Genomic DNA, 25086 nt, shown 5'->3' with positions numbered 1-25086 from the left:
CCGAATGCGCCCCGTGTTGGCATGGAACGGGGGGAGCCTGCCAGATTTTCGAACACACGCAAGGGGGGCGACCCGGTGAGCGAACCCGGTGAGCGGACCCGGTCCGCGGCTCGCCGCGGCTCCCCGGGGCCTTCAGGGCTCTCGGACGGCGCTTCCGCACGCCGCGGGCCCCGCGGGTGCGGAGCCCGCGGGACCGGCGTTAACCTGAGGGCGCGGCGGCCGCCCGGCCCCGCACGGCGGTGGGGCTCGCCGGACACCAACCGCGGCGACGGCGCCGCCAACGGTCCCTGCTTGCGACGACGCGCGCCCACGGGCGCCCGGCGAGTAGGAGACAGGTGTGGAGAGGCTTTCGCGGCGCCCCGCGCGGCCCCCGCGCACGCCCGTGGCGCTGCGCGGCCAGGGCCCCGTCATGGCGGTCGTGGCCCTCGGCGGTGCGCTCGGCGCCTGCGCCCGCTACGGCGCCGGGCTGCTGTGGCCCACCCCGCACGGCGCCTTCCCCTGGACCACCCTCGGGGTCAACGTGGCCGGATGCGCCGTCATCGGCGTGTTCATGGTCCTGATCACCGACGTCTGGGCCGCACACCGACTGGTGCGGCCGTTCCTGGGAACCGGGGTGCTGGGCGGCTTCACCACCTTCTCCACCTACGCGGTGGACATCGAGCGGCTGCTGGAGGCGGACGCGCCCGGCACCGCGCTGGGCTACCTCGCCCTGACGCTGCTGGGCGCGATGGCGGCGGTCGGGCTCGCGGCGGGGACCACCCGCCGGCTGATCTCAGGGAGGCAGGGATGACGGAAGCGGACCCGGCCCGGTACGGGAAGGCGCTGCGGCTGACCGTGCTGCTCGGCGAGAGCGACCAGCACCACCACCGGCCCGTGTACGCCGAGATCGTGCACCGGGCGCACGCGGCCGGGCTGGCCGGTGCCAGCGTCTTCCGCGGCATCGAGGGCTTCGGCGCCTCCTCGATGGTGCACACCACCCGGCTGCTGTCGCTGAGCGAGGACCTGCCGGTGGCCGTCGTCCTCGTCGACGAGGCCGACCGGATCCGGGCCTTCCTCCCCGAACTGGAGGACCTGACCGGGGGGAGCCCGGTGCTGCTCGACGAGGTGCAGACGGTCCGCCTGCCGGGCCGCGGCGCTCCCCGGGAGTCCGGCGGGGCGGGCGCGTGAACTGGCTGTACGTGTGCGTCGGCGCCGCCGTCGGCGCGCCGCTGCGCTATCTGACCGACCGGGCCGTGCAGGCCCGGCACGACGCGCTCTTCCCCTGGGGCACGTTCACCGTGAACGTCGCGGGCTGCCTGCTGCTGGGCCTGCTCACCGGCGCGGCGTCGGCCGGGGCCCCGGTCCTCGCGGCGCCGCAGGCGCAGCTCCTGCTGGCCACCGGGCTGTGCGGCGCGCTGAGCACCTACTCGACGTTCTCCTACGAGACGTTGCGCCTCGCCGAGCAGGGCGCCGCCCGCTACGCGCTGCTCAACGTGGCGGCGAGCCTGGCGGCCGGACTCGGGGCCGCCTTCGCGGGCGTCGCGCTGGCCCGGGCCGCCTGGGGCTGACCGGCCGCGCGGCCCGGCTCACCAGCCCGCCGGCCTGGCGGTGCCCAGCGCCCGGGTGACGGCGATCTCGACGACGACCCGGTCCGGATTGGGCCGGGGCGGCTTGTAGCGCCGGGTGTAGCGCTCCTCGGCGTCGGCCACCGACTCCGGGTCGTCCCGCACCACGGCGGTGCCCTCCAGGGTGCACCAGCGGCGCCCCTCGGCCTGGCTCACCGCGGCGCGCGCCCCCTCGGGTCCGGCGGCCAGCACATTGCGGACCTTCTTGCTGGAGCGGCTGCTGATGACCCGGGCGATCCGGGTCTCCGGATCGTAGGTCACCCCGACCGGGACCAGGTGCGGGGTGCCGTCGGGGCGCGGGGTGGTGAGGAAGCAGATGCGGCGCTCCTCCCAGAAGCCGGGATCCACCCCGGCCGCGGTCTGTGTACTCATGGGCGGAACGCTACCGGCCCCCGTCACGCGCTCAGCGGTGTGCCGGGCCAGCCGAGCAGCCGGGCGCCGATCACCGCGGTCTGCAGCATGTAGCGGTGTGCGGGGTCGGTGGGGCTGGCTCCGGTCAACTGGTGGATCCGCTCCAGCCGGTAGGTGAAGGCACGCACGCTGAGCGAGAGCCGCCGGGCCGCCTCCGCGGCCACACAGCCGGACTCGAAGTAGGCGGTGAGCGTCTCCAGCAGCGGTTCGACTCCGCCCCGGGCCGCGCCCAGCGGACCCAGCGTCGCCTGCACGAGGTCGGCCATGGCCTGCCGGTCGCGGGTCAGCACCGGATAGACCAGCAGATCCGAGGCGTAGAGCACCGGTTCGCGCAGCTCCAGCCGGGCGCCGAGGTCCAGGACGCTGACGGCTTCCTCGTAGGACTGCACCACCCCGCCCGGACCGGGCTGGACGCGCCCGATCGCCACCTGGCCGCCGTCCATCGCGGCGTAGCACTGCTTGGCGAAGTGGGTGAGCACCTCGGGCTGGTCGCCCGGCGCCACGCAGAGCATCCGGCCCTCCTTGGTGGTCAGCAGGATGCCCCGGTCGTGGAAGCGGGCGATCAGCGCGCGTTCGACCCGGCGGGCCACCTGGTGGCTCTCGTCGTAGTCGGCCGGACCGCGCGCCGCGGCCACCGCGTGGGTGTGCGAGAGCCGCAGCCCGAAGCGCTCGGCGCGCTCGGCCAGCCGGCCCAGGTCGCTGCGGCCGTGCAGCAGGTCGTCGATGAACTCCCGCCGGGTGGCCTCCTCCTGGCGGACCGCCTGCCGCTGGGCGCGCTCGTATCCCTCGGCCACCGCGTCGACCACCTGGTGCATCACCGTCAGCAGGCTGTCGGCGTCGCCCGGCAGGGTCGGCCAGGCCGTCCGCGCGGCCGTGAGGTGGGCGCTGACCAGGTCGCGCAGCCCGAACCCGGCGTCGGCCGCGCGTTCCCCCAGCTCGCGCCGGGTCTCCAGCTCGTCCCGTTTCAGCCGGCGGCCCGTCCGGCAGACCTCGTCCAGCAGCGCGACGTAGCCGTCCAGATAGGTCTCCGGTATGCCTGCAGCGTCACTCACCCGTATCTCCGCTCTCCCGGCGCCGCGTTGACGGTTCCTGACGCCGTCCGGCACGCAGACCCTAGAGAACGCTGCCGGGTTCCGGCAATGCGGTGCGGGGTGCTCCGCGACCAGAATGCTTGCCACGGGGGGAACCACGGGGGAATCCGGGGGGAACCGGGGGATGCCTCAGTGCCGCACACCGGCAGGGGGTGCCGTACACCGGCAGGGTGTGGCGCTGAGGCCAACGGGGGCGACGGAGGGGACGGCCATGGGAACTTTCCTGGAAGCGACCACGGCCTTCCCCACCGTCGTGTTCTCCGCCGCCCTGCTCGTGGTCGTCCTGGGCTGGCTGCTCGCCGCCCTCGGCAGCGTCGACCCGGAGGACTTCGCGGCGCCGTTCGGCTCCGCCTTCCACGGACTGGCCGGACTTCCGGCCGCCGTCGGGGTCTCGCTGCTGACGGCGGTCGCCTGGCTGCTGAGCCTGGCGGGCGGGCTGCTGCTGGACCGGGCCGGGCTCGGGCCGGGGCAGCAGGCAGCCGCGGGTGTCGCACTGCTGGCCGCCGCAGTGCCGGCAGGCCGGCCGCTCGTCCGCGCGGCGGCGCGTACGGCGGCCCGGGTGCTGCCGGCCGGAACCGGCCCCTCGCGCCACGACTTCGTCGGCCTGACCTGCACCGTCCGCACCCGGAAGGTGGACGGCGGGTTCGGCCAGGCCGAGGTCACCGCCGAGGACGGCTCCAGCGCGCTCGTCCAGGTCCGGCAGAGCGGGACCGCCCGGCTGACGCGGGGCAGCACCGGCCTGCTGTACGCCTACGACGACGTGGGCGAGTTCTTCTGGGTGGCGCCCTTCGACCCGGCGCTCGACCCGCGCCGCACCTTCGACTGACCCACGGGATCACCGAACCACCGAACCACCGAACCACCGAACCACCGGACCACCGGACCACCGGACCCCCGGACCGCCGCGCCGCCATGCGCGCGCACCGGCCGCCCGGCCGGACCGCGGGCCACCGGACCACCGCCGCACACCGGCTCCCCGAGCCGCTCCTTCTTCGTAGAGGTCGTCACATGGAAACCTTCAACCTGGGCCTCGGCGTGCTCGTCGCCGTCGTCCTGCTGATCGTGCTCGCCGCCCTGCTCGTCGTCTCCCGGCTCTTCCGCAAGGTGGAGCAGGGGCGTGCGCTGATCGTCTCCAAGATGCGCAAGGTCGACGTCACCTTCACCGGGCAGGTCGTGCTGCCCGTCCTGCACAAGGCCGAGGTCATGGACATCTCGGTGAAGACCATCGACATCTCGCGCACCGGCCGGGACGGGCTGATCTGCAAGGACAACATCCGCGCCGACATCCGCATCTCCTTCTTCGTGCGGGTGAACAAGACCGTCGAGGACGTCATCAAGGTGGCGCAGGCCATCGGCACCGAGCGGGCCAGCGACAAGGGCACGCTCCAGGAGCTGTTCAACGCCAAGTTCTCCGAGGCGCTCAAGACCGTCGGCAAGCAACTCGACTTCGCCGACCTGTACACCAAGCGCGACGAACTGCGCGACCGCATCATCCAGGTCATCGGCACCGATCTGAACGGCTACAGCCTCGAGGACGCGGCCATCGACTATCTGGAGCAGACGCCGCTGGCCCAACTGGACGCCGCCAACGTCCTGGACGCGCAGGGCATCCGGAAGATCACCGAGCTGACCGCCGCCGAACACGTGCGCACCAACGAGTTCCAGCGCGGCGAGGAGAAGGAGATCACCCGCCAGAACGTCGACGCGCGCGAGGCGATCCTGGAGCTGGAGCGCCGCCAGGCGGACGCCGAGACCAAGCAGAAGCGCGAGATCGAGACCGTGCGGGCCCGTGAGGAGGCCGAGACGGCCCGGGTCGTGGAGGAGGAGCGGCAGCGCGCCCAGGCCGCGTTCCTGCGCACCGAGGAGCAGCTCGGGGTGCAGCGCGAGAACCAGAACCGCGAGATCGCCGTCGCCCAGAAGAACCGCGAGCGCGTCATCGCCATCGAGAACGAGCGCATCGAGAAGGACCGCCTCCTGGAGGTCATCGCCCGCGACCGGGAGACCGAACTGACCCGCATCTCGGCGGAGAAGGAGGTCGAGGCCCAGCGCCGGGACATCGCCGAGGTGATCCGCGAACGCGTCGCCGTCGACCGGACCGTCGCCGAGCAGGAGGAGTCCATCAAGAAGCTGCGCACGGTCGAGGAGGCCGAGCGCGACCGGCAGGCCCTCGTCATCGCGGCCGAGGCCGAGGCGCAGGAGAAGCTGGTCAAGGACATCAAGGCGGCCGAGGCCGCCGAGCAGGCCGCCACCCACCGGGCCGCCGAGGAACTCACCCTCTCCGAGGCCCGGCTCAAGGCCGCCGACCTGGACGCCAAGGCCAAGGCGCGGCTGGCCGAGGGCGTGCAGGCCGAGAACGCCGCACCGGGGCTCGCCGAGATCCAGGTGCGCGACAAGGAGGCCGAGGTCATCGAGAAGGCCGGCCGGGCCGAGGCCGAGGCCGTCGCGGCCCGGCTGCGCGCCGAGGCCGAGGGCGCCCGCGCCCGGGCGGAGGCGGAGGCCGCCGCGGTCGGCGAGAAGCTCAAGGCCGAGGCCGCGGGCCTGACGGAGAAGGCGGCGGCGATGGCCGCGCTGGACGAGGCGTCCCGCGCCCACGAGGAGTACCGGCTGCGCCTGGAGGCCGACAAGGAGGTGCGGCTGGCCGGCCTGGACACCCAGCGGCAGCTCGCCGAAGCACAGGCCGCCGTGCTGGCCAAGGGGCTGGAGAGCGCCGACATCGACATCGTCGGCGGCGAGTCCGCCTTCTTCGACCGGCTCGTCTCCGCCGTCTCGCTGGGCAAGAGCGTGGACGGCTTCGTCGACAACTCCCGCACCGCGCAGGCCCTGGCCGGACCGTGGCTGGACGGCTCCGCCGACTTCACCCGCGACCTCACCCGGGTGCTGGGCTCCTTCAGCACCGGCGACGTGCAGAACCTGACCGTCTCCGCGCTGCTGACGAAGCTGATGAGCGACGGCGGGCAGCAGTCCGGGCAACTGGGCGAACTGCTGCAGACCGCACGCAAGCTCGGTCTGGCGGACATGCCGCTGGCCGAACTGAACGGGGACGGCCGCACCGCCGCCGCGCACAGCGGCGGCCAGGACTGACCCGCAGCCCGCAACCGGCCTGCCGGGACCGGCGTGTCCCGGCAGGCCGCACCGGCCCCGCACCCACCCGCTCCGAGGAAGGAAGCCCGCGATGGACACCGGTCCGGACACCGGAACGTACGAGGTGCTGCGCGACCGGCTCGCCGCGCAGGCCGCCGAACTCGCCCGCCGCGCCGAGGCGCTCGATGCGCTGCGCACCGAGGAGTTCGGCGCCCGGCGGCTGGGGCTGGCCGGCACCGGACGGCTGCACACCGCACGCCCGAGCCTGCCGCGCGACGTGGTGGCGGTGGGGGACCGGCTGCTGTTCGGCCGCCACGCCGTGGCCCCCGCGGACGGCCGCACCGAACCGGGCGACGTGCTGACCCTCCACGACCGGGAGCTGAACCCGCTGCCCGCCGACGCGGTCCCCGGACTGCTGGACGACGCGGACTTCCGGCACGAGTTCGCCGCGCTCCACCGCTACTACCGGCACGCCAGGCTGCTGCGGCTGCGCCCGGTCGAGGGCAGGCTGCTGGCCGTCTTCCAGACCGGCGAGAGCCCCGCCGACATCCGGGTGCTGCGCTGGGAGATTGCCCCGGACGGCGGCAGCGCCCGGTTCCTGGACGCGCGCGGCGAACGCGACCACACCGCCCCGCCCGAGCCGGACCTGGCGTGGACCGAGGCGACCCGCGAGGACCACGTCTCCGGGCGCCGTCCGTACGTCGCGATCGGCGACGGGATCCAGGTCTCCACGGTCGGCGGCTTCCTCACCGTCGGGGACGGGAACGGCACCGGAACCGGGAACGAGACGGACAGGCCCGGTACCGGGGACGGCCCCGGTGCCGCGGACTCCGGCGAGCTGTACCGCGAGCCCGTCAGCGACGCCCTCCAGTCGCTCGCGGACGCGGAGATCGCCCACGCCGCCGTCGGCCCGCTCGTCCTGCTGCGCGTGCGGCCCTACAAGGAGCAGCAGCGCCGCTACCTGGTCGTCAACCCGCTCACCCGGCAGGTGGTCCGGCTGGACGGGATCGGCGCGGCCTGCCGCCGACTGCCCGGCGACGGCGGCGTCGTCTTCCCCGGCGGCTACTGCCTGGCCTCGGGCGAGTGGAAGACCTTCGACGCGGTGGACACCGCCGGGTTCGGCTTCGAGGCCGCACTGCGGGCCCCCAACGGGGAGGACGTGCTCTTCGCCTTCCACGCGCCCCAGGACGGCGGCCGCGACCTGCTGTTGTCCTACAGCACCCTGCGCCAGGAGTTCGCCGCCCCGCTGGTCTGCAAGGGGCACGCGCTCTTCGGCGACGGCACCCTGGCCGTGCTGCGCGCGGACGGCGACGACGGCGCGGAGCCCGGACGGGTGCACACCGTGCAGACCTGGGCGTCCCCGTACGTGTCCGACGCGTTCGAGGCCGCCTCGGGAGGAGCGGCGGGCGGGGACGCCGGACCGCTGGCCCGGATCGGCAACCGGGACCTGGTCGGCGGCATCTCCGCCTGCCTGGCCGTCGCCCGCTCCGCCGCGCCCGCACACGGTGAGCCGACCGCGGAGCGCTACCGGGCCCTGGCCGCGGCCTGCGAGCGCACCGCGGACAGCCACCCCTGGCTGGGCGCCCCGGAGACGGGGGACCTGCACACCCCGCTCCAGGAGCTGGCGGGCACCGCCGCGCAGGTCCTCGCCGAGTTCGAGACCGTCCGCGACCTCACCCGGCAGGCTGCCGAGGAGCTGGAGGCCGCGGCAGCAGCGCTGGCCGCGGTGGTGCGGCAGGTGCGCGGCGACGAGCCCCGCCCGGCCGCCGCGTGGGTCGAGGGGCTGACCGCGCTGCGCGCCGCCCAGGGCAGACTGCTCGGCTGCGCCGAGACGCGCTACGCCGACACCGCGCGCGCCGCCGAACTGGCGGCCGAAGCCGCATCCGAACTGGCCGCCTTCGGCCTGCGGGCGGTCGAGAGCCTGCGCGAGGAGGACGCGTTCGCGGACCACCACCGCGAAATCGAGGAGCTGATCGCCGCCGCGCGGGACGCCGGCACGGCCGCCGAGGCCGCCGCCGTCGCCGAGCGGATCGGCGCCCTGGACCAAGGGCTGCGCACCGTCACCGAGGTGATCGGCGCACTGGAGGCGGGCGACGCGGCCGTGCGCACCGCCGTCCTGGAGCGCGTCTCGGAGGTGGCCGGCGGGCTCAACCGGGCCCGCGCCACGGCGGAGGCCCGCCGCCGCACCCTGCTCGCGAGCGAGTCCCAGGCCGAGTTCGCCGCGGAGTTCGCGCTGCTGGGCCAGTCCCTGACCGCCGCGCTCGCCGCGGGCGACACCCCGCAGCAGTGCGACACCCAGCACGCCCGGCTGCTGGCGAAGGTCGAGGACCTGGAGCGGCGGTTCGCCGAGTCCCCCGACTTCCTCGCCGACCTCGACGCCAAGCGCGCCGAGCTCAACGACGCCTTCGCCGCCCGCAAGCAGGCGCTGGCCGACGCCAGGGCCCGCCGCACCGAACAGCTCGTCGGCTCCGCCGAGCGCACCCTGGGCACCCTCGCCCGGCGCGCCGCCGAACTGGCCGACAGCCAGGAACTCGCCGCGTTCTTCACCTCCGACCCGATGGCGGACGCCGTGCGGCGCACCGCCGGTGCCCTGCGCGAGTCCGGCGAGTCGGCCCGCGCCCAGGAGTTGGAGGACCGGCTGTCGACCGCGCGCCAGGAGGCGGCGCGTGCCCTGCGGGACCGCGGCGAGCTCTATCTGGACGGCGGCAGCGTGCTGCGCCTGGGCCGCCACCGCTTCGCGGTCAACACCCAGCCGCTGGACCTGACCCTGGTACCCGACGGGGACGGGCTGGCCCTCACCCTGACCGGCACCGACTACCGCACGCCCGTCACCGACCCGGAACTGCTGGCCGACCGCGCGCTGGGCGAGCGGCTGCTCCCGTCCGAGTCGGCGGAGGTCTACCGCGCCGAGCACCTGGCGGCCCGGCTGCTGGACGAGCACGGCCCGCAGGCCCTCGGTGCGGTCGAGGACCTGCCCGGACTGGTCCGGCAGGCCGCCCGGGACGCCTACGACGAGGGCTACGAGCGCGGCGTCCACGACCACGACGCCGTCCTCGTCCTGCGCACGCTGCTGGAGCTGCACGAGGGGGCCGGAGCGCTGCGCCACGAGCCGGGCGCCCGCGCCGCCGCGCAGTTGTTCTGGACCCACGGCACCGCGCCCGGACAGCGGGACGCCTGGACGCGGCGGGCGGTCTCGCTGGCCCGCGCGGGCGAGACCTTCGGCCCGGTGGCGGCCGGCGCCGGACTCCGCGACGAACTGGCCGCCGCGATCGGGGCGTTCGGCCGGGAGCAGCCGGCCACCGCCGGGGCCGGCGGCCGGCCGGAGGCCGCCGCCGATTACCTGCTGCACGAACTGACCGGCAACCCCGCCGGGTTCGTCCTGAGCGGCGCTGCCCGTGCGCTGCTGGAGAAGTTCCGGCACGGCGTCGAACCTGACCTCCACGACGGCTACCTGGCCGACCTCGCCGCGCTGGACACCCTCGCCGAACGGCATCAACTGGCCACCGCCTGGCTGTCCTCCTATGCCCGCTCCACCGGCTCCGGCGCCACCCCCGGCGACCTCGCCGAGGCGGTGGCCGCGCACCTGTGCCCGGAGCTGGAGCGCTACGACGGCGACGCGCCGCTCACCCGCACCGTGAGCGGGCTGCTCGGCGCCCACCCGCGCGTCCGGGACGGCGAACTCACCGTGCGGATCGACGAGTTCCTCGCCCGCACCGCCGCCTTCCGGGCCGAGGCCGTGCCCGCCTTCCGTGCCCACCAGCGGCGCCGCGCCCGGCTGGTCGGGCAGGAGCGGGACCGGCTGCGGCTGGCCGACCACCGGCCGCAGGCCCTGCCCGGGTTCGTCCGCAGCAGGCTCATCGACGAGGTGTGGCTGCCGCTGATCGGCGAGAACCTGGCCAAGCAGCTCGGTACCGACACCGGAGCCGGGGCGCTCGGCGGACTGCTGCTCCTGCTCTCCCCGCCGGGTTACGGCAAGACGACACTGCTGGAGTACGTGGCCGAACGGCTCGGGCTGCTGCTCGTCAAGGTGAACGGCCCGGCCCTCGGCTCCGGGGTGACCTCCCTGGACCCGGCCCAGGCGCCGCACGCGACGGCGCGGCAGGAACTGGAGAAGATCAACCTCGCGCTGAAGGCGGGCAGCAACACCCTGCTGTACGTGGACGACATCCAGCACACCGCACCGGAGTTCCTGGAGAAGTTCATCCCGCTGTGCGACGGCACCCGGCGGGTGGAGGGCGTCTGGGAGGGCGCACCGCACACCTACGACCTGCGCGGCAAGCGCTTCGCCGTCTGCATGGCCGGAAACCCCTACACCGGTTCCGGCAGCCGCTTCCGCATCCCCGACATGCTGGCCAACCGGGCCGACGTGTGGAACCTGGGCGAGGTCCTGACGGGCAAGCAGGACGCCTTCGCGCTCAGCTTCGTGGAGAACGCGCTGACCTCCCACCCGGTGCTGGCGCCGCTCGCTGCCCGCCCCCGGGCGGACGTCGAACTGCTGGTCGCGCTGGCCCGGGGCGCGTCCGAGGCGCGGGCCGACCGGCTCTCCCACCCCTGCCCGCCCGCCGAGCTGGACCGGATCCTGGCCGTGCTGCGCCACGTGCTGGCGGTGCGCGAGACCGTCCTCGCGGTCAACCGGGCCTATATCGCCTCCGCCGGACAGACCGACGCGACCCGCACCGAGCCGCCGTTCCGGCTCCAGGGCTCGTACCGCACCATGAACAAGATCGTGCAGCGGGTGCAGCCGGTCATGAACGACGCGGAGCTGGGCGCCCTGGTCGAGGACCACTTCACCGCCGAGGCGCAGACCCTCACCGCGGACGCCGAGGCCAACCTGCTCAAGCTGGCCGAACTGCGCGGCGTGCTCACCGGCGACCGGGCGGACCGGTGGGCGGAGATCAAGCGCGGCTACGTCCGCACGCAGGCCCTCGGCGACACGGACACCGACCCGATGGCCCGCGCCGTCGCGGCGCTCGGTCTGCTGGCCGACCGGGTGGCCGCCGTGGAGGCGGCCCTGCTCCGGCAGCCGGGCACCCGGGCGCCGGAACGGGGGTGAGCACGTCCCGGCCGCGGCTCCGGCGGGCCCTCCGCGCCCTGCCGCGGACAGCGCACAGGGCGCGGGTCCAGGGCTCCTGAAGGGCGCGGGCCTGTCGGGAACCGCTGCCGCGACGGGCCGCGCGGCAGGTCCGGGCGCCCGCGGCGGGGCGCTGCGATCGGATAACGAGACGGCCGGGGCACCCGTGGCCCGCTGCGGCCGTTGCTTAGGGTGAAGTTCCGAGCGAAAGGGCCGCGGCGGAAGCGGTTCCGCACGCGTGACGTCGCAAGGGAGCACCATGGCTGAGGGGCGCGAGCAGCGTACCTACACCGTGCTGGTACTGCTGCCGGTCCTGGTGATGGCGGTGGTGGCCGGTGTCGACATGCTGGCCGGCCCCGAGGTGGGCTTCCTGCCGCTGGTCTCCCTCGGCCCCGCCTTCGCCGGACTGGTCGGCACCTGGCGGCGCACTCTGGTGGTCGGCGCGCTGGCGATGCTGCTCTGCGTCGGGCTGGGGATCTACGACGACCTCCTGCTGACCCGGCGCGGCTACACGGCCCTGGCGTCCGTCGCCGGGGTCACCGTCGCCGGTGTGGTGGCCGCGATCATGCGGGGCCGGCGCGAGGAGGAACTGGCCAGCGTGCGCTCGATCGCGGAGGTCGCCCAGCGGGTGCTGCTGCGTCCGGTACCGCGCAGCGCGGGCCCGCTGCGGGTGGCGGTCTCCTACACCTCGGCCGTGGCCGAGGCGCGGATCGGCGGCGATCTGTACGAGGTGGCCGCGTCCGCCGACCGGATACGGCTGATCGTCGGCGATGTGCAGGGCAAGGGGCTGGCGGCGGTGGAGACCGCGTCCGTGGTGCTGGGCACCTTCCGGGAGGCCGCCTACGAGGAGCCGGACCTGACGCAGTTGGGCGCCCGGCTGGAGCGCAGCGTGGGCCGCGAGCTGGAGGACGAGAAGTTCGTGACGGCCATCATCGCCGAGGTCCGCCCCAAGGAGCGCACCGTGGTCTTCCTCAACCACGGCCATCCGCCGCCGATGCTGGTCCGCCGGGGCGGCGTCGTGGACTTCCCCCGGCCCGCCAGCTACGCGCTGCCGCTCGGGCTGGCCGCGCACGGCGGCGAGCCGCCCGCCGCGTTCAGCACCGAGTTCGCGCCGGGCGACCAACTCCTCCTCTACACCGACGGGGTGACCGAGGCCCGGAACGGCGAGGGCGACTTCTACCCGCTCAAGGACAAGGGCGGGCTGTTGCGCACTGGCGACGCGCAGGCCGCGCTGGACACGCTGCGGGAGGATGTGGACCGCTACACCGGCGGCGTCCAGGACGACGACGCCGCGATGCTCCTGGTGCGCTACCGCCCGGGGCGCGGCACCGGGCGCGACTGAGGCCCCGTGTGCCCAGGCGGCGAACAGTCCGGCAACCGGCCGGCCCGGGAGACCGCAGGATGCGGAAGAGAAGGAAGCGGTAAAAAGGGGACATGACCGAGAGCGGAGACCCGCTGGAGGGTTTGGACGATGTGGACGCGGTCACCCGCGCCGTACTGACCGCGTCCAGGGTGCTGGTGGCGGTGTCGGCCAGTTCGCTGGCCGAGGTCGAGGACCGGGTGACGCTGCCGCAGTTCCGGATGCTGGTGGCCCTCTCCTCCCGCGGCGCCACCAAGCTCGTCGCGGTCGCCGAGCTGCTGCGGGTGGCGCCCTCGACGGCCATGCGGATGGCGGACCGGCTGATCACGGCCGGGTTCGTGGACCGCCAGACCAACCCGCACAACCGCCGCGAGACCCTCCTCACGCTCACCGGCGAGGGGCGGCGCATCGTGGGCAGCGTCACCTCCCGCCGCCGCCGGGAGCTGGCGGCCGTCGTCGAACGGCTCGCCCCCGACCGGCGCGCCGCGCTCATCGAGGCGCTGACGGACTTCAACCGGGCGGGCGGCGAGCCGCCGGTGCCCCCCACGGACGCCGACGTCCCCTACCCGCTGGGCTGGGGCGACCTGGCCGACCTCGCGGCGCGGCCGGCCACGCCGGACAGCAGCGCGGAGCAGTCCCCGGGAGGTGCCGCGGAGCAGTCCCCGAACGGACCGGGGGAACAGTCCCCGGGCGGCTCCGGCGCACAGCCCGCACCCCGGACCTGGGACCGGCCCTGACCCGGGGCCGCCGCCCGGCAGCCGACCGGGGGCGGCGGCCGACCGGCCCGGCGGGCTTCCGGGGCCGGGGCCGGGGCCGGGGCCGCCGTCAGGCCGGTACCGACTCCGGGGCCGGGGCGGCGGCCGGGGCGTGGAGGGCGCGCAGGGCGCTGCGGTGGCTGAGCCAGCCGACCGGGACGCCCCGCTCGGGGTCCAGCACCGGCATCCCGCTGCCCACCGAGTCCGCGAGCGAGTGCAGCGCCGTGGCCAGCGGCTCGTCCGGCTCGACGACCGGCGGCCGGTGGACCAGGTCGCCCGCCGTGGCGGGGGCGCCGTCCGGCTGCTCGGACAGCGCCTCGGCCACGGCCCGGGTGGTGACCACCCCCGCGTACCGGCCCGCGGTGTCCAGCACCGGGAGCGCCCCGTGCCCGGAGAGGCTCAGCACGTCGGCGGCCTCGGTCAGCGGCGTGCTGGCGCAGAGCGGTTCGGGCAGCGCCTCCATCACGGAGCCGACCGGCTGGCCGCCCAGCGGTGCGCCCTGTGCCGGGCCCTCCAGGTCGATGCCGCGGCGCCGCAGTTTGAGCGTGTAGACGGTGTCCCGGGACAGCAGCCGCCCGGTGGCGGTGGCCAGCGCGATCGCCAGCATCATGGACAGGATGATCGAGTACTCGCCGGTCAGCTCGAAGAGGATGACCACGGCGGTGATCGGCGCCCGGGACGCCCCGGCGAAGACCGCGCCCATCCCCACCAGTGCGTAGGCGCCGACCGCGCCCGCGCTGTTCGGCAGGAGCTGGTGCAGCACCGCACCGTAGGCGGCGCCCAGCATCGCGCCCATGAACAGGCTCGGTGCGAACACGCCGCCGGAGCCGCCGATGCCGATGGTCACGCTGGTCGCCAGGATCTTGCCGACGAGCAGCAGGAGCAGGAAGCCCACCGCGTACTCGCCTTCGGTGGCGTTCTCCAGCACCGGGTAGCCCACTCCGTACATCTGGGGCAGCGCGAGCAGCAGCAGTCCCAGCACCAGCCCACCGGCGGCGGGCCGCAGCCATTCGGGTCCGCGCCACAGCCAGTCGCAGGCGTCCTCGATCGCGTACAGAATGCGCGAGAAGCCCACCCCCACGGCGCCCGCCACCACTCCCAGCACCGCGAAGAGGCCGTACTGGCCCAGGTGGTCGACGTGGAAGGCCGGGAGTTCCAGGAAGGCCACGTCGCCGAACGCGGCCCGGCCGATCACGCTCGCCGTGACGCTGGAGAGCACCGCGGCGCCGAACGCCTCGGCGCTGAAGGTCATCAGGATCAGTTCCATGGCGAAGAACACGCCCGCCAGCGGGGCGTTGAACGTCGCCGCGATACCGCCCGCCGCACCGCAGGCCACCAGCAGCCGCAGCCGCCCCTCGTCGGCCCGCACCAGCCGGCCCATGGTGGCCCCGAGTGCGGAGCCGACCTGCACGATCGGGCCCTCGCGGCCCACCGAACCGCCGGAGCCGATGGTCAGCGCGGAGGCGAGCGTCTTGACGACCGCGACCTTCGGGCTGATCCGCCCGCCGCGCTGCGCCACCGCGAGCATCACCTCCGGCACCCCGTGCCCGCGCGCCTCCTTGGCGAAGCGCTGGACGAGCGGGCCGTACAGCAGTCCGCCCACCACCGGCGCCAGCACCACGAAGAACGGCCCCAGCCAGGACAGGTGGGGGTGTGCCGAGCCGGGGTCGGCGGCGTAGTCCTCGTGTCCGGAGAAGAGCCGGGTGAACTGCTCGATGCACCAGCGGAACACGATCGAGCCGAGGCCCGCGCCTGCTCCGGTGAGGACGGCCAGCAGCATCAGCCCCCATGGTGCGGAGCGCACCCATGCGCTCGTCGTACCTCTGCTGCCACCAGCCCTTATGCCGACCATCACTGCTCCCTTCTTACTTTTGCATTATGCAAAGCTTGTCAAGTGCACGGACAGTGAGCAGAGGACTTGCCAAAGTGGAAAATAGATGCCTAGCCTGAAAGAACGTGAACGGCCGACACCACGGGAGGCAGGTCATGGAGGCAGCGCAGGCACGGGCGGCACTCGCCCGGCGGGACGCGGTGCAGGGGGCCGGACAGCGGGCCCACGCCGACTGGTACGCGCGCTATCTGCTGGGCTTCCTCGGGTTCACCGTGTTGCTGCTCGGCGCCGCCGCGGCGGCCCGGACGGCTCCCGCGGCCGCCGTCACGCTCAACGCGGTCGGGGCCGTCCTCGGCATGGCGGCCATGGGGTACGCGGGCACCCGGCCCGTCGTCACCCGCCGCTTCCGTCGCTTCCACCTCGTCTTCAGCGCGGGCTGGAGCGCGCTGTACGTGGCAGCCGTCGTCATCGGCTCGGTCTGGCCGGGGGGCGTGCCGCTGCTGTGGTGGACTGCCGCACTGGCCGTGCTCGGGGCGTGGACGCTGGGCGCGGCGCTGCTGGCCCGCCGGGCGGGCGCGCGGTGAGCACCGCACGGCACCCGCGCCACCGGCTGGAGCCGCTGCTGCAGTCCCCGGTCCGGTTCTCCGTGCTGGCCGCGCTGGCCGCGGCCGAACGGCTGGAGTTCCGCTTCGTCCGGGACGTGGTGGAGGTCAGCGACTCGGCGCTCTCCAAGCAGTCGGCGGCGCTCGAGGAGGCGGGCCTGGTCGAGGTCGAGAAGGGGTATCTCGGAAAGCGCCCGCGCACCTGGCTCAAGGCCACTCCGAAGGGCAGGCAGGTCTTCCAGGAGCACTGCGAGGGCCTCCAGGCCATCGCCCGGGGTCCGGAGGTGGACCCGCCTCAGGACCCCGGCGAGCGGTAGCCCCTCCCGTCCGGGGTGCCGGGTCCGTGGCGACGCGGAGTGCGCGGCCGGACGGCGAAACCGCCGGGGAAATGCGCCGCGGGAAAGGCGCCGTGGGGAAAGCGTCGAGGGAACGGCGGGGAACGGCGGGGAACGGCGGGGAACGGCGGGGAACGGCGGGGAACGGCGGGGAACGGCGGGGAACGGCGGGGAAGGGGACGGGAAGGGGCTGCGCCGAGCGGAACCCGCACCTGCGAAGGCGGGGAGCGATGCTTCGCCCATCGCTCCCCGCCTTCGCGCGTGCTGCGGCAGGAACTTGTGGATTTTCCTTCGCGAACGCGGTCGTGAATGCCCGCTGAATCAGGCGGTGCGGTGCACGGCGTGCACTTCCCGCAGCGGTGCGGAATGGTGGCCGCGGTGCCGCCTCCCGTGTCCGGGCAATTCCTCGCAGCGGCAGAGCAGATCCATCCGCGAGAGAATGTCGTGGGCCACCGGAACCATGCGCCTACCCGCCTCCGTCAGGCTCATGCCTCCGGGTGTGCGCCGGAACAGCGGCTGCCTGGTGTGGACTTCGAGCTGGCGGATCTGTTCGCTGATGCTGGCGGCCGAGTAGCCCAATGCGCTGGCCGTTCTGGTCACGCTGCCCGTCCGTGCGCAGGTGACGAAGGCGCGAAGCATCCGATCGTTCACTGAGTCTCCCCGTATGGCAAATCATGCAAACTCGGTGCGTTGCGGACATCTGGGCCCGGTCCTGGCCGGTGCCCGAGCAGGGAAGGTCGTCCCGCGGTATCCGCCTGGTCGGACGGCTCACTATTCCCGTAAGTCCCTTGCGGCACAAGGAGACTGACAGGTAGCTCGTGCGCCGGTCGCCTCAAGTCCGCACATCCGTAACCCGGTTCCGGCATTCGGTCTCTCCGAACGCCTCTTGCCGCATGTTCCGGCGGGCGACCAGCATTGCTCGCGATCACGGCCGACCAGGCCGACCTGACGCACAGCGCAGAACGTGTCGACGTATTGCGCGGACGTGGGGGTGCAGCGTCGAAATGTTCAGCATTCAAGAACGCAGTGAAAGTCCGGATACCGGGGCGGCCGAGCCCGGCGACCCGCATGTCCTCGAGGTCGGAGAACTCACGGTCCGGTACGGCGATTTCACGGCCGTGAACAATGTCGGCTTCACCGTCGGACGCGGCGAGATCTTCGGTCTTCTCGGTCGCAACGGGGCGGGCAAGACCAGCACGATCGCAGCGGTCGCCGGGTTGCTGCAGCCCGCCGCCGGACACGTCCGGGTGCTCGGCCGGCAACTGGAGCCCGGGCGGCGCGGCGGCGCCTGGCTGGGCGGCGCGCTCTCCCTCCAGCCGCAGAAGACCAGCCTCTTTCCCCGCCTCCAGGTGGAGGAGACGCTCCGGATGTGGGCGTCGCTCTACCCCGACCCGCGCCCGGTGCCCGCGCTGATCGACGAACTGGGCCTCACCGACAAGGCCCGCACCAGGGCCGCCCGGCTCTCCGGGGGCCAGCAGCAGCGGCTGCTGCTGGCCACGGCGCTGGTGGGCAACACCCCCCTGGTGGTCCTCGACGAACCCACCACCGGGCTCGACCCGCACGCCTCCCGGGACGCCTGGGCCGTCATCAACCGGGCCCGCGCGGGCGGCACCACCTTCCTGCTGAGCACCCATGCCATGGCGGAGGCCGAGGAGAGGTGCGACCGGCTGGCCATCCTGCACGAGGGGCGGCTGCGCACCTCCGGGACCCCGGCACAGATCGTGCGCAGCCTCACCCGCGGCAGCACCGTCACCGTCCGCTCCTCCCAGGAGGGCCTGCTGCGGGCCGCCCGCGCGGAGTTCGGCACCGACGCGGTGCGGGCCGAGCCGGGGGACGGCGGCGGCGCACCGCGCTTCACCGTCGCGACCGAACGGCCCGAGCGGGCTGTGGCCTGGTGCGAGGAACGGTCGCCCGAAGCGGACGTACGCCTCCACCGCCCGACGCTGGAGGACGCGTTCCTGGCCGCGACCGGCACCGCACCGGCCGGGACGGGTACCGCACCGGCCGCGACCGGCACTGGAGCGGCAGCGGCCGACGACGCACCCGCCGCGGCCGGCGGCGCCCGCGCGGGAGGGGGAAGCACGCGGTGAGCACACTCGGGACGAGCCGGACGGCCACCGGCCCGGCGCAGGACGGGGGTCCGGGCGCCGCCCCGCGCGGGGAGTTCGCGGCGCTGGCCAAGGGCATGACCAAGGAGCTGGTCCGCGACCCGATGGCGCTGTTCTTCAGCGTCGTCTTCCCGGTCCTGCTCGCCGGGCTGTTCGTCGCCGTCATGCAGCTCACCTGGGCCGGCGGCCCCTACAGGATCGCGGTGGTGGGCAGCGGCACCCAGGCGGCCCGGCTCAGCGCGGCGCTCGGCGACGGTTCGCAGGTCACCGCGGTCGACGGGCCGCGCGCCGCCCCCGAGGACACCGACGCCGTGGTCGCCCCGTCCGCCGACGGCGAGGCGCTGCGCGTGGTGACCGATCCCGAGAGCCCCTCGGTGGTCTCCGCACTGCGCGACGCGCTGCCCGACACCGGCTGGGACGGGCGCACCCTGGAGGCCGTGGGCACCGACGGCAGTCCGCCGTTCGAACCGATGCCGTTCGTGCTCCCCGGCGTCCTCGTCTTCGCGCTGATGTCGCTCGCCCTGAGCGCCACCGCGGGCACGCTGGTCTCGCTCCGGGCCAACGGCACCCTCCGGCTGCTGCGCACCACACCGGCCAGACCGCAGGCCATCCTCACCTCGCTGCTGCCCGCGCGCGGCGCGCTCGGGCTGGCACTGCTCGCCGTCGCCGGGGCCGTCGCGACCGTGCTGGGGCTGCTGACGCCGCTGTCCGCGCTGAGCATGCTGCTGACCACCGCGCTCGGCATGTGGCTGCTGATGTCGGTGGGCTTCCTGCTGGGCGGCACCCTGCGCTCGCCCGAGCTGACCAACGCGCTCTCCGGACTGCTCACCCCGCTGCTGCTGATGGGCTCCGGCGTGCTCTTCCCGCTGGAGCTGATGCCCGAGGGGCTGGCCGAGGGCCTGTCCTGGAACCCGGTGGCGCTGCTGGGCGACGCGCTCCGGCACGACGTCACCGGCGGTGTCACCCGGCACGCGCAGTGGCTCGACTGGCTGCTGATCGCCGCCACCGCCGCGCTGCTGACCGCCGCGGCCGTCCGCGCCTTCCGCTGGGACACGGAGAAGAAGAACTGATGAACGCCGACGCGACGACCACGCTGCCCCGCCCCGACGACGCGGCCCCCGCCACCGGCGCCGCCGTCCCGGAGACCGCCGCCCAGAACACCGCCGTCCCGGGGACCCCCGGACAGGAGACTCCCGGACAGGAGGCCCCCGGGCGGGAGACCCCTGAGGCGGACGCCGCCACCGCGCCGCCGCCCGCCTCGCTGCGCCGGATGGGCGACCTCGTCTCGCCCTACGGCCTCGTCAGCGGCGCCGTGCGCCTCCCCGGCAGCCCCGGCGACCCGGAGTTCCCCATCTTCACCGCCTCCCTGGGCGATCCCGGCCACGTGCTGACCGGCCACGAGGACTGGGACCTGGGCGCCGAGCACGGCAACTTCGACGGGGCGGGCGGCGATCTGTCCGCCGACCGGGCCGCACTGCTGGCGGTCGCCGAGTCCCTGGAGCGCTACTCCTCCTGCGCCCGGGACACCGGCCGCTGCCGCTGGGCGACGGCCGCCGAACTCGGCGAGGAGGCCGTCCCGCTGGACGCCTGGCCCACACTGTCGGCAGCCGAACTCGCCGCCGGCGGACACGGACTGGTCGGCCCCGACCCGGAGGCGCCCATGCGCTGGGTACGCGGTTGGTCCTTCACCCGGCGGCAGCCGGTCTGGGTGCCCGCCGTGCACGTGTGGCTGAAGAACCCGCCCGAGTCACGCGGGGAGCGCGTCAGCCACCCCGTCTCCACCGGCTGCGCCGTGCACACCGACCCGACGGCCGCCGTCGTCAACGGACTCCTCGAAGTCGTCGAACGCGACTCCATCGCGCTGACCTGGCTGCAGCGGCTGCGGCTGCCCCGGCTGACGGTGGAGACCGAAGCGCTCTCGCCCCGGCAGCGCGCGTTCGTGCGGCGCGCCGCCAACCCGCATGTGCGCACCCGGTTCTTCGACGCCACCACCGACCTGGGCATCCCGGTGGTCTACGGCGTGCAACTCGCCGACGACGACCCCCAACTGGCCCAGGTCGTCGCCGCCACCTGCGACCCCGACCCCGGCGACGCCGTCGCCAAGCTGCACCGCGAGGCCGCGTCGCTGCGGATCGCGTTGCGGCACCACATCACCGACCAGGCACGCGCGGACAGGCCGGGCGACGAGGCGGAGCAACTGGTCGACGTCGTCGGCGGCGCGGCACAGGCCGGACCCCGCTCGGCCCGGGACCGCTTCGCGTTCCTGCTGGAGGGGGAGCGGGAGGAGCGGCCGCTGACCGCCCTGCCCCGCCCCGCCGCCACCGACCCGCGCAGCGTCCTGGACTGGCTGCTGGAACGGCTGCACGCACGCGGCTGCGACGTGATCGCCGTGGACCTGACCACCGACGAGGCCCGGCAGGTCGGCGCCACCGTGGTCCGGGTCGCCGTACCCCAGCTCATGCCGCTCTCCTTCGTGCACCGGGCCCGCTACCTGGGCCACCCGCGGCTGTACGAGGCGCCCCGCGCGATGGGCCATCCGGTGCTGGACGAGGACGAGATCACCCGGCTTCCGCAGCCGTTCGCCTGACACCGCCGCCCCACCCGTCTCCGCCACCCCCGCCCCCCCGTCCCCGCCACCCGTCCACCGCCACCCTCACACCACCCGGGCAGGAGAAGCGATGCACACCGGAACGACCGGCCCCCGCAGACCGCTGTTCCTCATGGCCGGCTCCTTCGGGCACGCCGTCGGCGAGCGGCTGGCCGACGTCCTCACCGGCGCCGTCACCATGGGCGTCGACGAGGGCAGCCACCCCAGCTTCTGGCCGGTCAGCGATCTGCTCGTGCTGATCACCGACCACTCCAGACCGACCCTGGCCGAGGCGGTCGAATCCTCCGCGTACGCCTGGGGCGTGCCCTGGCTCCCGATCGAGCTGGAACCCGCCGAACTGCGCTGCGGACCCGCCGTGCGGCCCGGACACGGTGCCTGCCACCGCTGCTTCGTGCGCCGCCGCGACCAGCACGACCGCTCACCCGTACCGCGCCGGGTACGCGAGCGGCACGGCAGCGGCACCGGCGACGACCACGCGCCGCACCCCGGCCGGGCGCGGGTCACCGGCTACGCGCCGCACCACGTCGGCATGGCCGTCGCACTGGCCCGCGCCGCCGTGCGCGACCTCTTCGCGGCGCCTCCGGAGAGCGAGACCACCGCCACCCGGGTGCGCTCCGTCAACCTCGCCGACGGCAGGACGGCCCGCCACCACGTGGTGGCCGTGGACCAGTGCCCGCGCTGCCGCCCGCCGCGCGGCGGCGAGGACACCTCGTGGCGGACCTTCGAGCGGCTGACCGGCGCCGCACCGGTGGGGGGCTGAGGACCGATGCCGAACGGGGACGTACTCACCGCCGAGCAGACCGGCGCCGCCGCGCTGCGCGACCCGCAGCTCTCGGTACCGGCACTGCCCCGGCTGCGCCGCGGCGTGGCCGTGCAGCAGGTCGAGGAGGGCCTGGCGGTCGAAGGGCTGCCCGCGCCCCAGGTGTTCCGCGGCAAGGCCGCCACCGCACTGCTGCCCCGGCTGCTTCCGCTGCTGGACGGGAGCCGGGACCGTACCGCGCTCGCCGGGGAGCTGGAGCTGACGCAGCGCGCCGTCTTCAAGGCCCTCTCGCTGCTGTGGATGTGCGGAGTCATCGAGGACTCCCCGCCGCCCCGGGGCGGCGCCCTGTCGGATGCCGGGCCGGACGCCGGGTCCGCGCTGCCCGCCGAACTCGCCGACTACCTCTCCCGGATGGGCGACTCCACCGGCGCCAACGGCTACTGGGAGCAGGGCGCGCTGCGGCTCGCCGCGGCGCGGGTGGCCCTGTTCGGCACCGGACCGGCGGCCGCCGCGCTGGCGGCGGAGCTGGCGCCGTCCGCGCACGTGACGCGGGTGACCGGAGCGGGTGCCCTGCCGCCGCCGGACACCACACTGGTCGTGACCGCCGGTCTGCAGCCCGGCGAACTGTCCGCCGTCGCCGCCGCCTGCCGGGACCGGGACATCCCGCTGGTACGGGTGGCCGTCTCCGCCGGGCGGGCCCGGCTGGGGCCGTTCGTCCACCCGCGCTACACGCCGTGCCTGGAGTGCCTGCTGGCGGAGGAGTCCGAGGCCCCGGACTCCTTGGCGGACACCGAGCCGGACGAGGAGGCCGCGGCGCTCACCGCCGCGCTGGCCGCGCACGACCTGTTCGGGTTCCTCTCCCGCGCCGTCCCCTCGCCCTACCCCAACCAGTGGCGCACCGTCGCCCTGGACGACCTCAAACAGCAGCGGCACAGCGGCGCCACCCGCCCCGGCTGCCCCACCTGCTCCGCCGTTCCCGCCGTCGAGCAGGGCGGCGCAGCCGAAGGCCCCGAGCCCGCGCCGCTGGCCGCCCGGTACGAGGCGTTCATCGGGTTCCCGCCGCACGAGTACATGGACCTCAAGGGCCACCAGCAGCACTACAAGCCCTCCAACCTGGCCCTCCAGCGCCAGGAGAAGACCTGGCCCGTCTGCCCCCGTGCGGAACTGCCGGCGCCGGACACCGCACGCCTGGCCGGACAGCCCTACGGGCAGGAGACCGGCCCGGAGGCCGCCGTCGACCGGGACACCCTCTCCCTCGTCCTGGCCACCGTCGCGGGCATCCGCGTCGGCGACCCGGACTTCCTGCGCCGCTGGACACCCAGCGGCGGCAACATCGGCTCCGTCCTCGCCCACCTGGCCGTCCGCGACGCGCCCGGGCTGGAGCCCGGCCTCTACGGCTACGTCCCCGGAGACCACCGCCTCGCGCTCCTCGCGCCCGGCACCGACGCACTCGACGGCGTGCCGGGAGCCGGCCCCGCCACCCTGGTGCTGACCGGCAACCTCGGCAAGGTCGCCAAGAAGTACCACTCCTTCGCACTGCGGGTGACGCTGCTCGACGCGGGCTGCGCCCAGACCACCCTGCGCCGCGTGTGCCGCACCCTGGGCCTGCCGCGCACCCCCGTGCGCCGCTGGGACGAGCGGGCGGTCACCGCGGCACTCGGCGTCGACCCGCGCGTCGAGCCCGTCACCGCCGTCACCGACCTCGGGAGGCCGCTGTGATCGCCCCGGACGACCTCGCACTCCAGCTCGTGGACTCCTTCGCGTCCGCGCCCCCGCGCCCGCACGACCCTCCGGCCGCCCGGCGCGCCGCCCCGCCCGAGCCGCTCGGACCGTCCACGGCCGTGCCCGCACTCGCGGACCGGGACCCCGCCGCCCGGCCCGATCTGCTGGACACCCTGCGCAGCCGCCGCGCCAACCGCCTCTGGTCCCCGGAAGCACTGCCCGCGCCGCTGCTCACCGACGTCGTCGCCGAAGGCGTGGCGGCCGACGTCGAGGAGTGGCCGGACGAACAGCCGCACACCCCGCTGGAGATCACCCTCGTCGCCTTCCGGGTGGCCGGGCTGCGGCCCGCAGTGCACCGCCTCGACGCGCTCACCCGCACCGCCCGCCCGGTGCTGGAGCTGCCGCCGCCCGAGCAGCGCCACACCCTCACCCTGCAGGCCGAGTTCGGCGAAGCCCCGGCGATCGTCTCGGTCGCCGTCGACCTGCACACGGCCGAGGAGCGGGACGGCGGCCACGGCTACCGGACGCTGCTCACCCGGGCCGGCGCCGCCGTCCACACCATGTGGCTGGCCGGGGTCGCGCACGGACTGACCGGTTCGGCGTTCGCCGGGTTCATCCCCGCCTCCGTCCGCGCCCCGCTGCGCTCCGACGGCACCAGCAGGCAGCAGGTGTTCGCGCTCGCGCTCGGCCACCCGCCCGCGGCCCCGCCCGGCGACGGCACCGCGCCGCCCGTCGGAAGCGGACCGGCCGTCCCCTGAACGTCCGGCAGCGCGCCCCGGGGCCGGCAACAGCCCCCCGGCACGCGCAGGCCGGATGCCCCACCGATCCGGACCCGAGTGACGAAAGGAAGTGAACAGCATGGAAGACGTCATCGACCTGTATGCCGTGGCCGAGGACGAGCTGGCCCTCGAAGAGCTGCCCGAGGGCAACGCCCTGGCCAGCTTCTCCACGGCGACCAGCGCCAGTACCGCCTCCTGCCCGGCCACCAGCGCGTCGAGCGCCTCCAGCGTCTCCAGCTACGGCTGACCGGCACCGCAACCCGCAGCACACACGGAGGAGGTCACCCATGGAGTCCATGGACCACCTGGAGCTGGACCTGTACATCGAGGATCAGGAGCTCGCGGTCGAGGAGCTGCCGGACGGCAACGCGCCGGGCGGCTGCTTCGCCTGCGCCGGTTCTGCCTCCACGGCGTCCTGCCCCGGCTCGTCGGCGGCCACCGTCGGCAGCGCGTCCTGCATCGGCTGACACCCGCAGCACGCACGCGCTCTCCGCAGCACCAGCGACGCAGCAGAAGGGAGATGAGAGATGCAGCAGCACACCGGCGACGACCTCGACCTGTTCGTCGAGTCGTTCGACGACGACCTGGCGGTCGAGGAGCTGAGCGAGGGCACCGCGCTGAGCACCTGGGGCAGCGCCACCACGGCGGGATCCGCCTCCTGCCCGTGGAGCACCGCCTCGTCCTCGTCGTCCGCCTCCAGCTTCGGCTGACCGGCACGGACGACACACCGGGCACCACCGGCCACCCGTACGCCACCGAACCGCACGAAAGGAGGTGACACCCATGGACAACACCACCAGCGTCGAACTCGAACTGTGGGCCGAGGACCTCGAAATGGAGGCGCTGCCCGAGTCGGACAGCCCCTTCACCACCTTCGGCTGCGCCGCCACCGCGGGCTGCGGCAGCTGCCCCGCCGCCTGCCTGGGCACGGCGGGCTGCTTCTCCTCCAACGGCAACTGAGCGGCGGT

23 protein-coding genes and 1 pseudogene are annotated in these 25086 nt (G+C 74.7%); 20 read left to right on the top strand and 4 right to left on the bottom strand.

Annotated features, from left to right (window positions below):
- Positions 1–409 precede the first annotated feature (409 nt).
- The 3 genes from BMX65_RS18380 to crcB are packed head-to-tail and all read left to right on the top strand — an operon-like array spanning position 410 to position 1547.
- Entirely contained in the window at positions 410–790 is a 381-nt protein-coding gene (locus BMX65_RS18380) for a fluoride efflux transporter FluC (RefSeq protein WP_420856797.1), read from the top strand.
- Complete coding sequence (locus BMX65_RS18375; protein WP_075001417.1) at positions 787–1167, top strand: DUF190 domain-containing protein; 381 nt, start codon at positions 787–789, stop codon at positions 1165–1167. Before BMX65_RS18380 ends, BMX65_RS18375 begins: the two co-directional genes overlap by 4 nt.
- On the top strand, positions 1164–1547 hold the full coding sequence (crcB, locus tag BMX65_RS18370) for a fluoride efflux transporter CrcB (protein WP_075001416.1): 384 nt from the start codon (positions 1164–1166) through the stop codon (positions 1545–1547). The genes BMX65_RS18375 and crcB overlap by 4 nt, the downstream gene beginning before the upstream one ends.
- A gap of 18 nt (positions 1548–1565) precedes the next feature.
- On the opposite strand, the gene BMX65_RS18365 is transcribed toward crcB, so the two are convergent.
- Together BMX65_RS18365 and BMX65_RS18360 are read right to left on the bottom strand one after the other, a co-directional pair.
- Entirely contained in the window at positions 1566–1976 is a 411-nt protein-coding gene (locus BMX65_RS18365) for a pyridoxamine 5'-phosphate oxidase family protein (RefSeq protein ID WP_075001415.1), read from the bottom strand.
- Between the two features lie 23 nt (positions 1977–1999).
- Positions 2000–3067 (bottom strand): PucR family transcriptional regulator, encoded by a 1068-nt coding sequence (locus BMX65_RS18360; protein ID WP_075001414.1) that lies wholly within the window; start codon positions 3065–3067, stop codon positions 2000–2002.
- Between the two features lie 250 nt (positions 3068–3317).
- On the opposite strand from BMX65_RS18360, the gene BMX65_RS18355 reads away from it, so the two are divergent.
- The 5 genes and pseudogenes from BMX65_RS18355 to BMX65_RS18335 form a co-directional block, all read left to right on the top strand.
- Entirely contained in the window at positions 3318–3932 is a 615-nt protein-coding gene (locus BMX65_RS18355; RefSeq protein WP_075001413.1) for a hypothetical protein, read from the top strand.
- Between the two features lie 182 nt (positions 3933–4114).
- Positions 4115–6187 carry a flotillin family protein gene (locus tag BMX65_RS18350; RefSeq protein WP_075001412.1) on the top strand — a complete coding sequence of 691 codons (2073 nt, stop codon included), beginning with the start codon at positions 4115–4117 and terminating at the stop codon, positions 6185–6187.
- A 91-nt stretch (positions 6188–6278) separates the two neighbouring features.
- The gene (locus BMX65_RS18345; protein ID WP_075001411.1) at positions 6279–11240 is read left to right on the top strand and encodes a DNA repair ATPase; all 4962 of its coding nucleotides are present in this window, start codon (positions 6279–6281) and stop codon (positions 11238–11240) included.
- A 277-nt stretch (positions 11241–11517) separates the two neighbouring features.
- Positions 11518–12600, top strand: a complete 1083-nt coding sequence (locus BMX65_RS18340) for a PP2C family protein-serine/threonine phosphatase (protein WP_075001410.1) — start codon at positions 11518–11520, stop codon at positions 12598–12600.
- Positions 12601–12692: 92 nt separating this feature from the next.
- Positions 12693–13208, top strand: a pseudogene (locus tag BMX65_RS18335) (MarR family winged helix-turn-helix transcriptional regulator); the annotation flags it as partial.
- A gap of 235 nt (positions 13209–13443) precedes the next feature.
- Here BMX65_RS18335 and BMX65_RS18330 read toward each other — a convergent pair.
- On the bottom strand, positions 13444–15153 hold the full coding sequence (locus BMX65_RS18330; RefSeq protein WP_075001408.1) for a chloride channel protein: 1710 nt from the start codon (positions 15151–15153) through the stop codon (positions 13444–13446).
- A 206-nt stretch (positions 15154–15359) separates the two neighbouring features.
- On the opposite strand from BMX65_RS18330, the gene BMX65_RS18325 reads away from it, so the two are divergent.
- The gene (locus BMX65_RS18325) at positions 15360–15788 is read left to right on the top strand and encodes a hypothetical protein (protein WP_075001407.1); all 429 of its coding nucleotides are present in this window, start codon (positions 15360–15362) and stop codon (positions 15786–15788) included.
- Positions 15785–16123 (top strand): winged helix-turn-helix domain-containing protein, encoded by a 339-nt coding sequence (locus tag BMX65_RS18320; protein WP_075001406.1) that lies wholly within the window; start codon positions 15785–15787, stop codon positions 16121–16123. Before BMX65_RS18325 ends, BMX65_RS18320 begins: the two co-directional genes overlap by 4 nt.
- A gap of 339 nt (positions 16124–16462) precedes the next feature.
- Here the strand turns inward: BMX65_RS18320 and BMX65_RS18315 are convergent, their stop codons facing one another.
- On the bottom strand, positions 16463–16780 hold the full coding sequence (locus BMX65_RS18315) for a helix-turn-helix domain-containing protein (RefSeq protein WP_075001405.1): 318 nt from the start codon (positions 16778–16780) through the stop codon (positions 16463–16465).
- Between the two features lie 479 nt (positions 16781–17259).
- Between BMX65_RS18315 and BMX65_RS18310 the strand changes: the two genes are divergently transcribed.
- The 10 genes from BMX65_RS18310 to BMX65_RS32150 all read left to right on the top strand — a co-directional run bounded on the left by BMX65_RS18310 (position 17260) and on the right by BMX65_RS32150 (position 25078).
- Entirely contained in the window at positions 17260–18231 is a 972-nt protein-coding gene (locus BMX65_RS18310) for an ABC transporter ATP-binding protein (protein WP_204357553.1), read from the top strand.
- Positions 18228–19319: an ABC transporter permease gene (locus BMX65_RS18305; protein WP_075001403.1), complete on the top strand. Its 1092-nt coding sequence runs from the start codon at positions 18228–18230 to the stop codon at positions 19317–19319. Before BMX65_RS18310 ends, BMX65_RS18305 begins: the two co-directional genes overlap by 4 nt.
- A complete protein-coding gene (locus BMX65_RS18300) occupies positions 19319–20836 on the top strand; it encodes a YcaO-like family protein (RefSeq protein ID WP_079171959.1) in 1518 nt (505 codons plus the stop codon). Before BMX65_RS18305 ends, BMX65_RS18300 begins: the two co-directional genes overlap by 1 nt.
- A 91-nt stretch (positions 20837–20927) precedes the next feature.
- Entirely contained in the window at positions 20928–21617 is a 690-nt protein-coding gene (locus BMX65_RS18295; RefSeq protein WP_075001402.1) for a TOMM precursor leader peptide-binding protein, read from the top strand.
- 6 nt (positions 21618–21623) lie between these two features.
- A complete protein-coding gene (locus BMX65_RS18290; protein WP_075001401.1) occupies positions 21624–23336 on the top strand; it encodes a hypothetical protein in 1713 nt (570 codons plus the stop codon).
- Entirely contained in the window at positions 23333–24097 is a 765-nt protein-coding gene (locus BMX65_RS32970) for a nitroreductase family protein (RefSeq protein WP_075001400.1), read from the top strand. The genes BMX65_RS18290 and BMX65_RS32970 overlap by 4 nt, the downstream gene beginning before the upstream one ends.
- Before the next feature lie 100 nt (positions 24098–24197).
- On the top strand, positions 24198–24365 hold the full coding sequence (locus BMX65_RS32155) for a thiocillin family RiPP (RefSeq protein WP_019358890.1): 168 nt from the start codon (positions 24198–24200) through the stop codon (positions 24363–24365).
- A gap of 40 nt (positions 24366–24405) precedes the next feature.
- Positions 24406–24585 (top strand): thiocillin family RiPP, encoded by a 180-nt coding sequence (locus BMX65_RS18280; protein WP_075001399.1) that lies wholly within the window; start codon positions 24406–24408, stop codon positions 24583–24585.
- Between the two features lie 60 nt (positions 24586–24645).
- Positions 24646–24828 carry a thiocillin family RiPP gene (locus BMX65_RS18275; protein ID WP_019358888.1) on the top strand — a complete coding sequence of 61 codons (183 nt, stop codon included), beginning with the start codon at positions 24646–24648 and terminating at the stop codon, positions 24826–24828.
- Positions 24829–24901: 73 nt separating this feature from the next.
- On the top strand, positions 24902–25078 hold the full coding sequence (locus BMX65_RS32150; RefSeq protein ID WP_107437515.1) for a thiocillin family RiPP: 177 nt from the start codon (positions 24902–24904) through the stop codon (positions 25076–25078).
- Positions 25079–25086: the final 8 nt, after the last annotated feature.

This window comes from Streptomyces qinglanensis, from assembly GCF_900111245.1.
Taxonomy (GTDB): Bacteria; Actinomycetota; Actinomycetes; order Streptomycetales; family Streptomycetaceae; genus Streptomyces; species Streptomyces qinglanensis.
The sequence above is the reverse complement of the archived record's forward strand: the minus strand, read 5'-3'. Positions and strand labels throughout refer to the sequence as shown.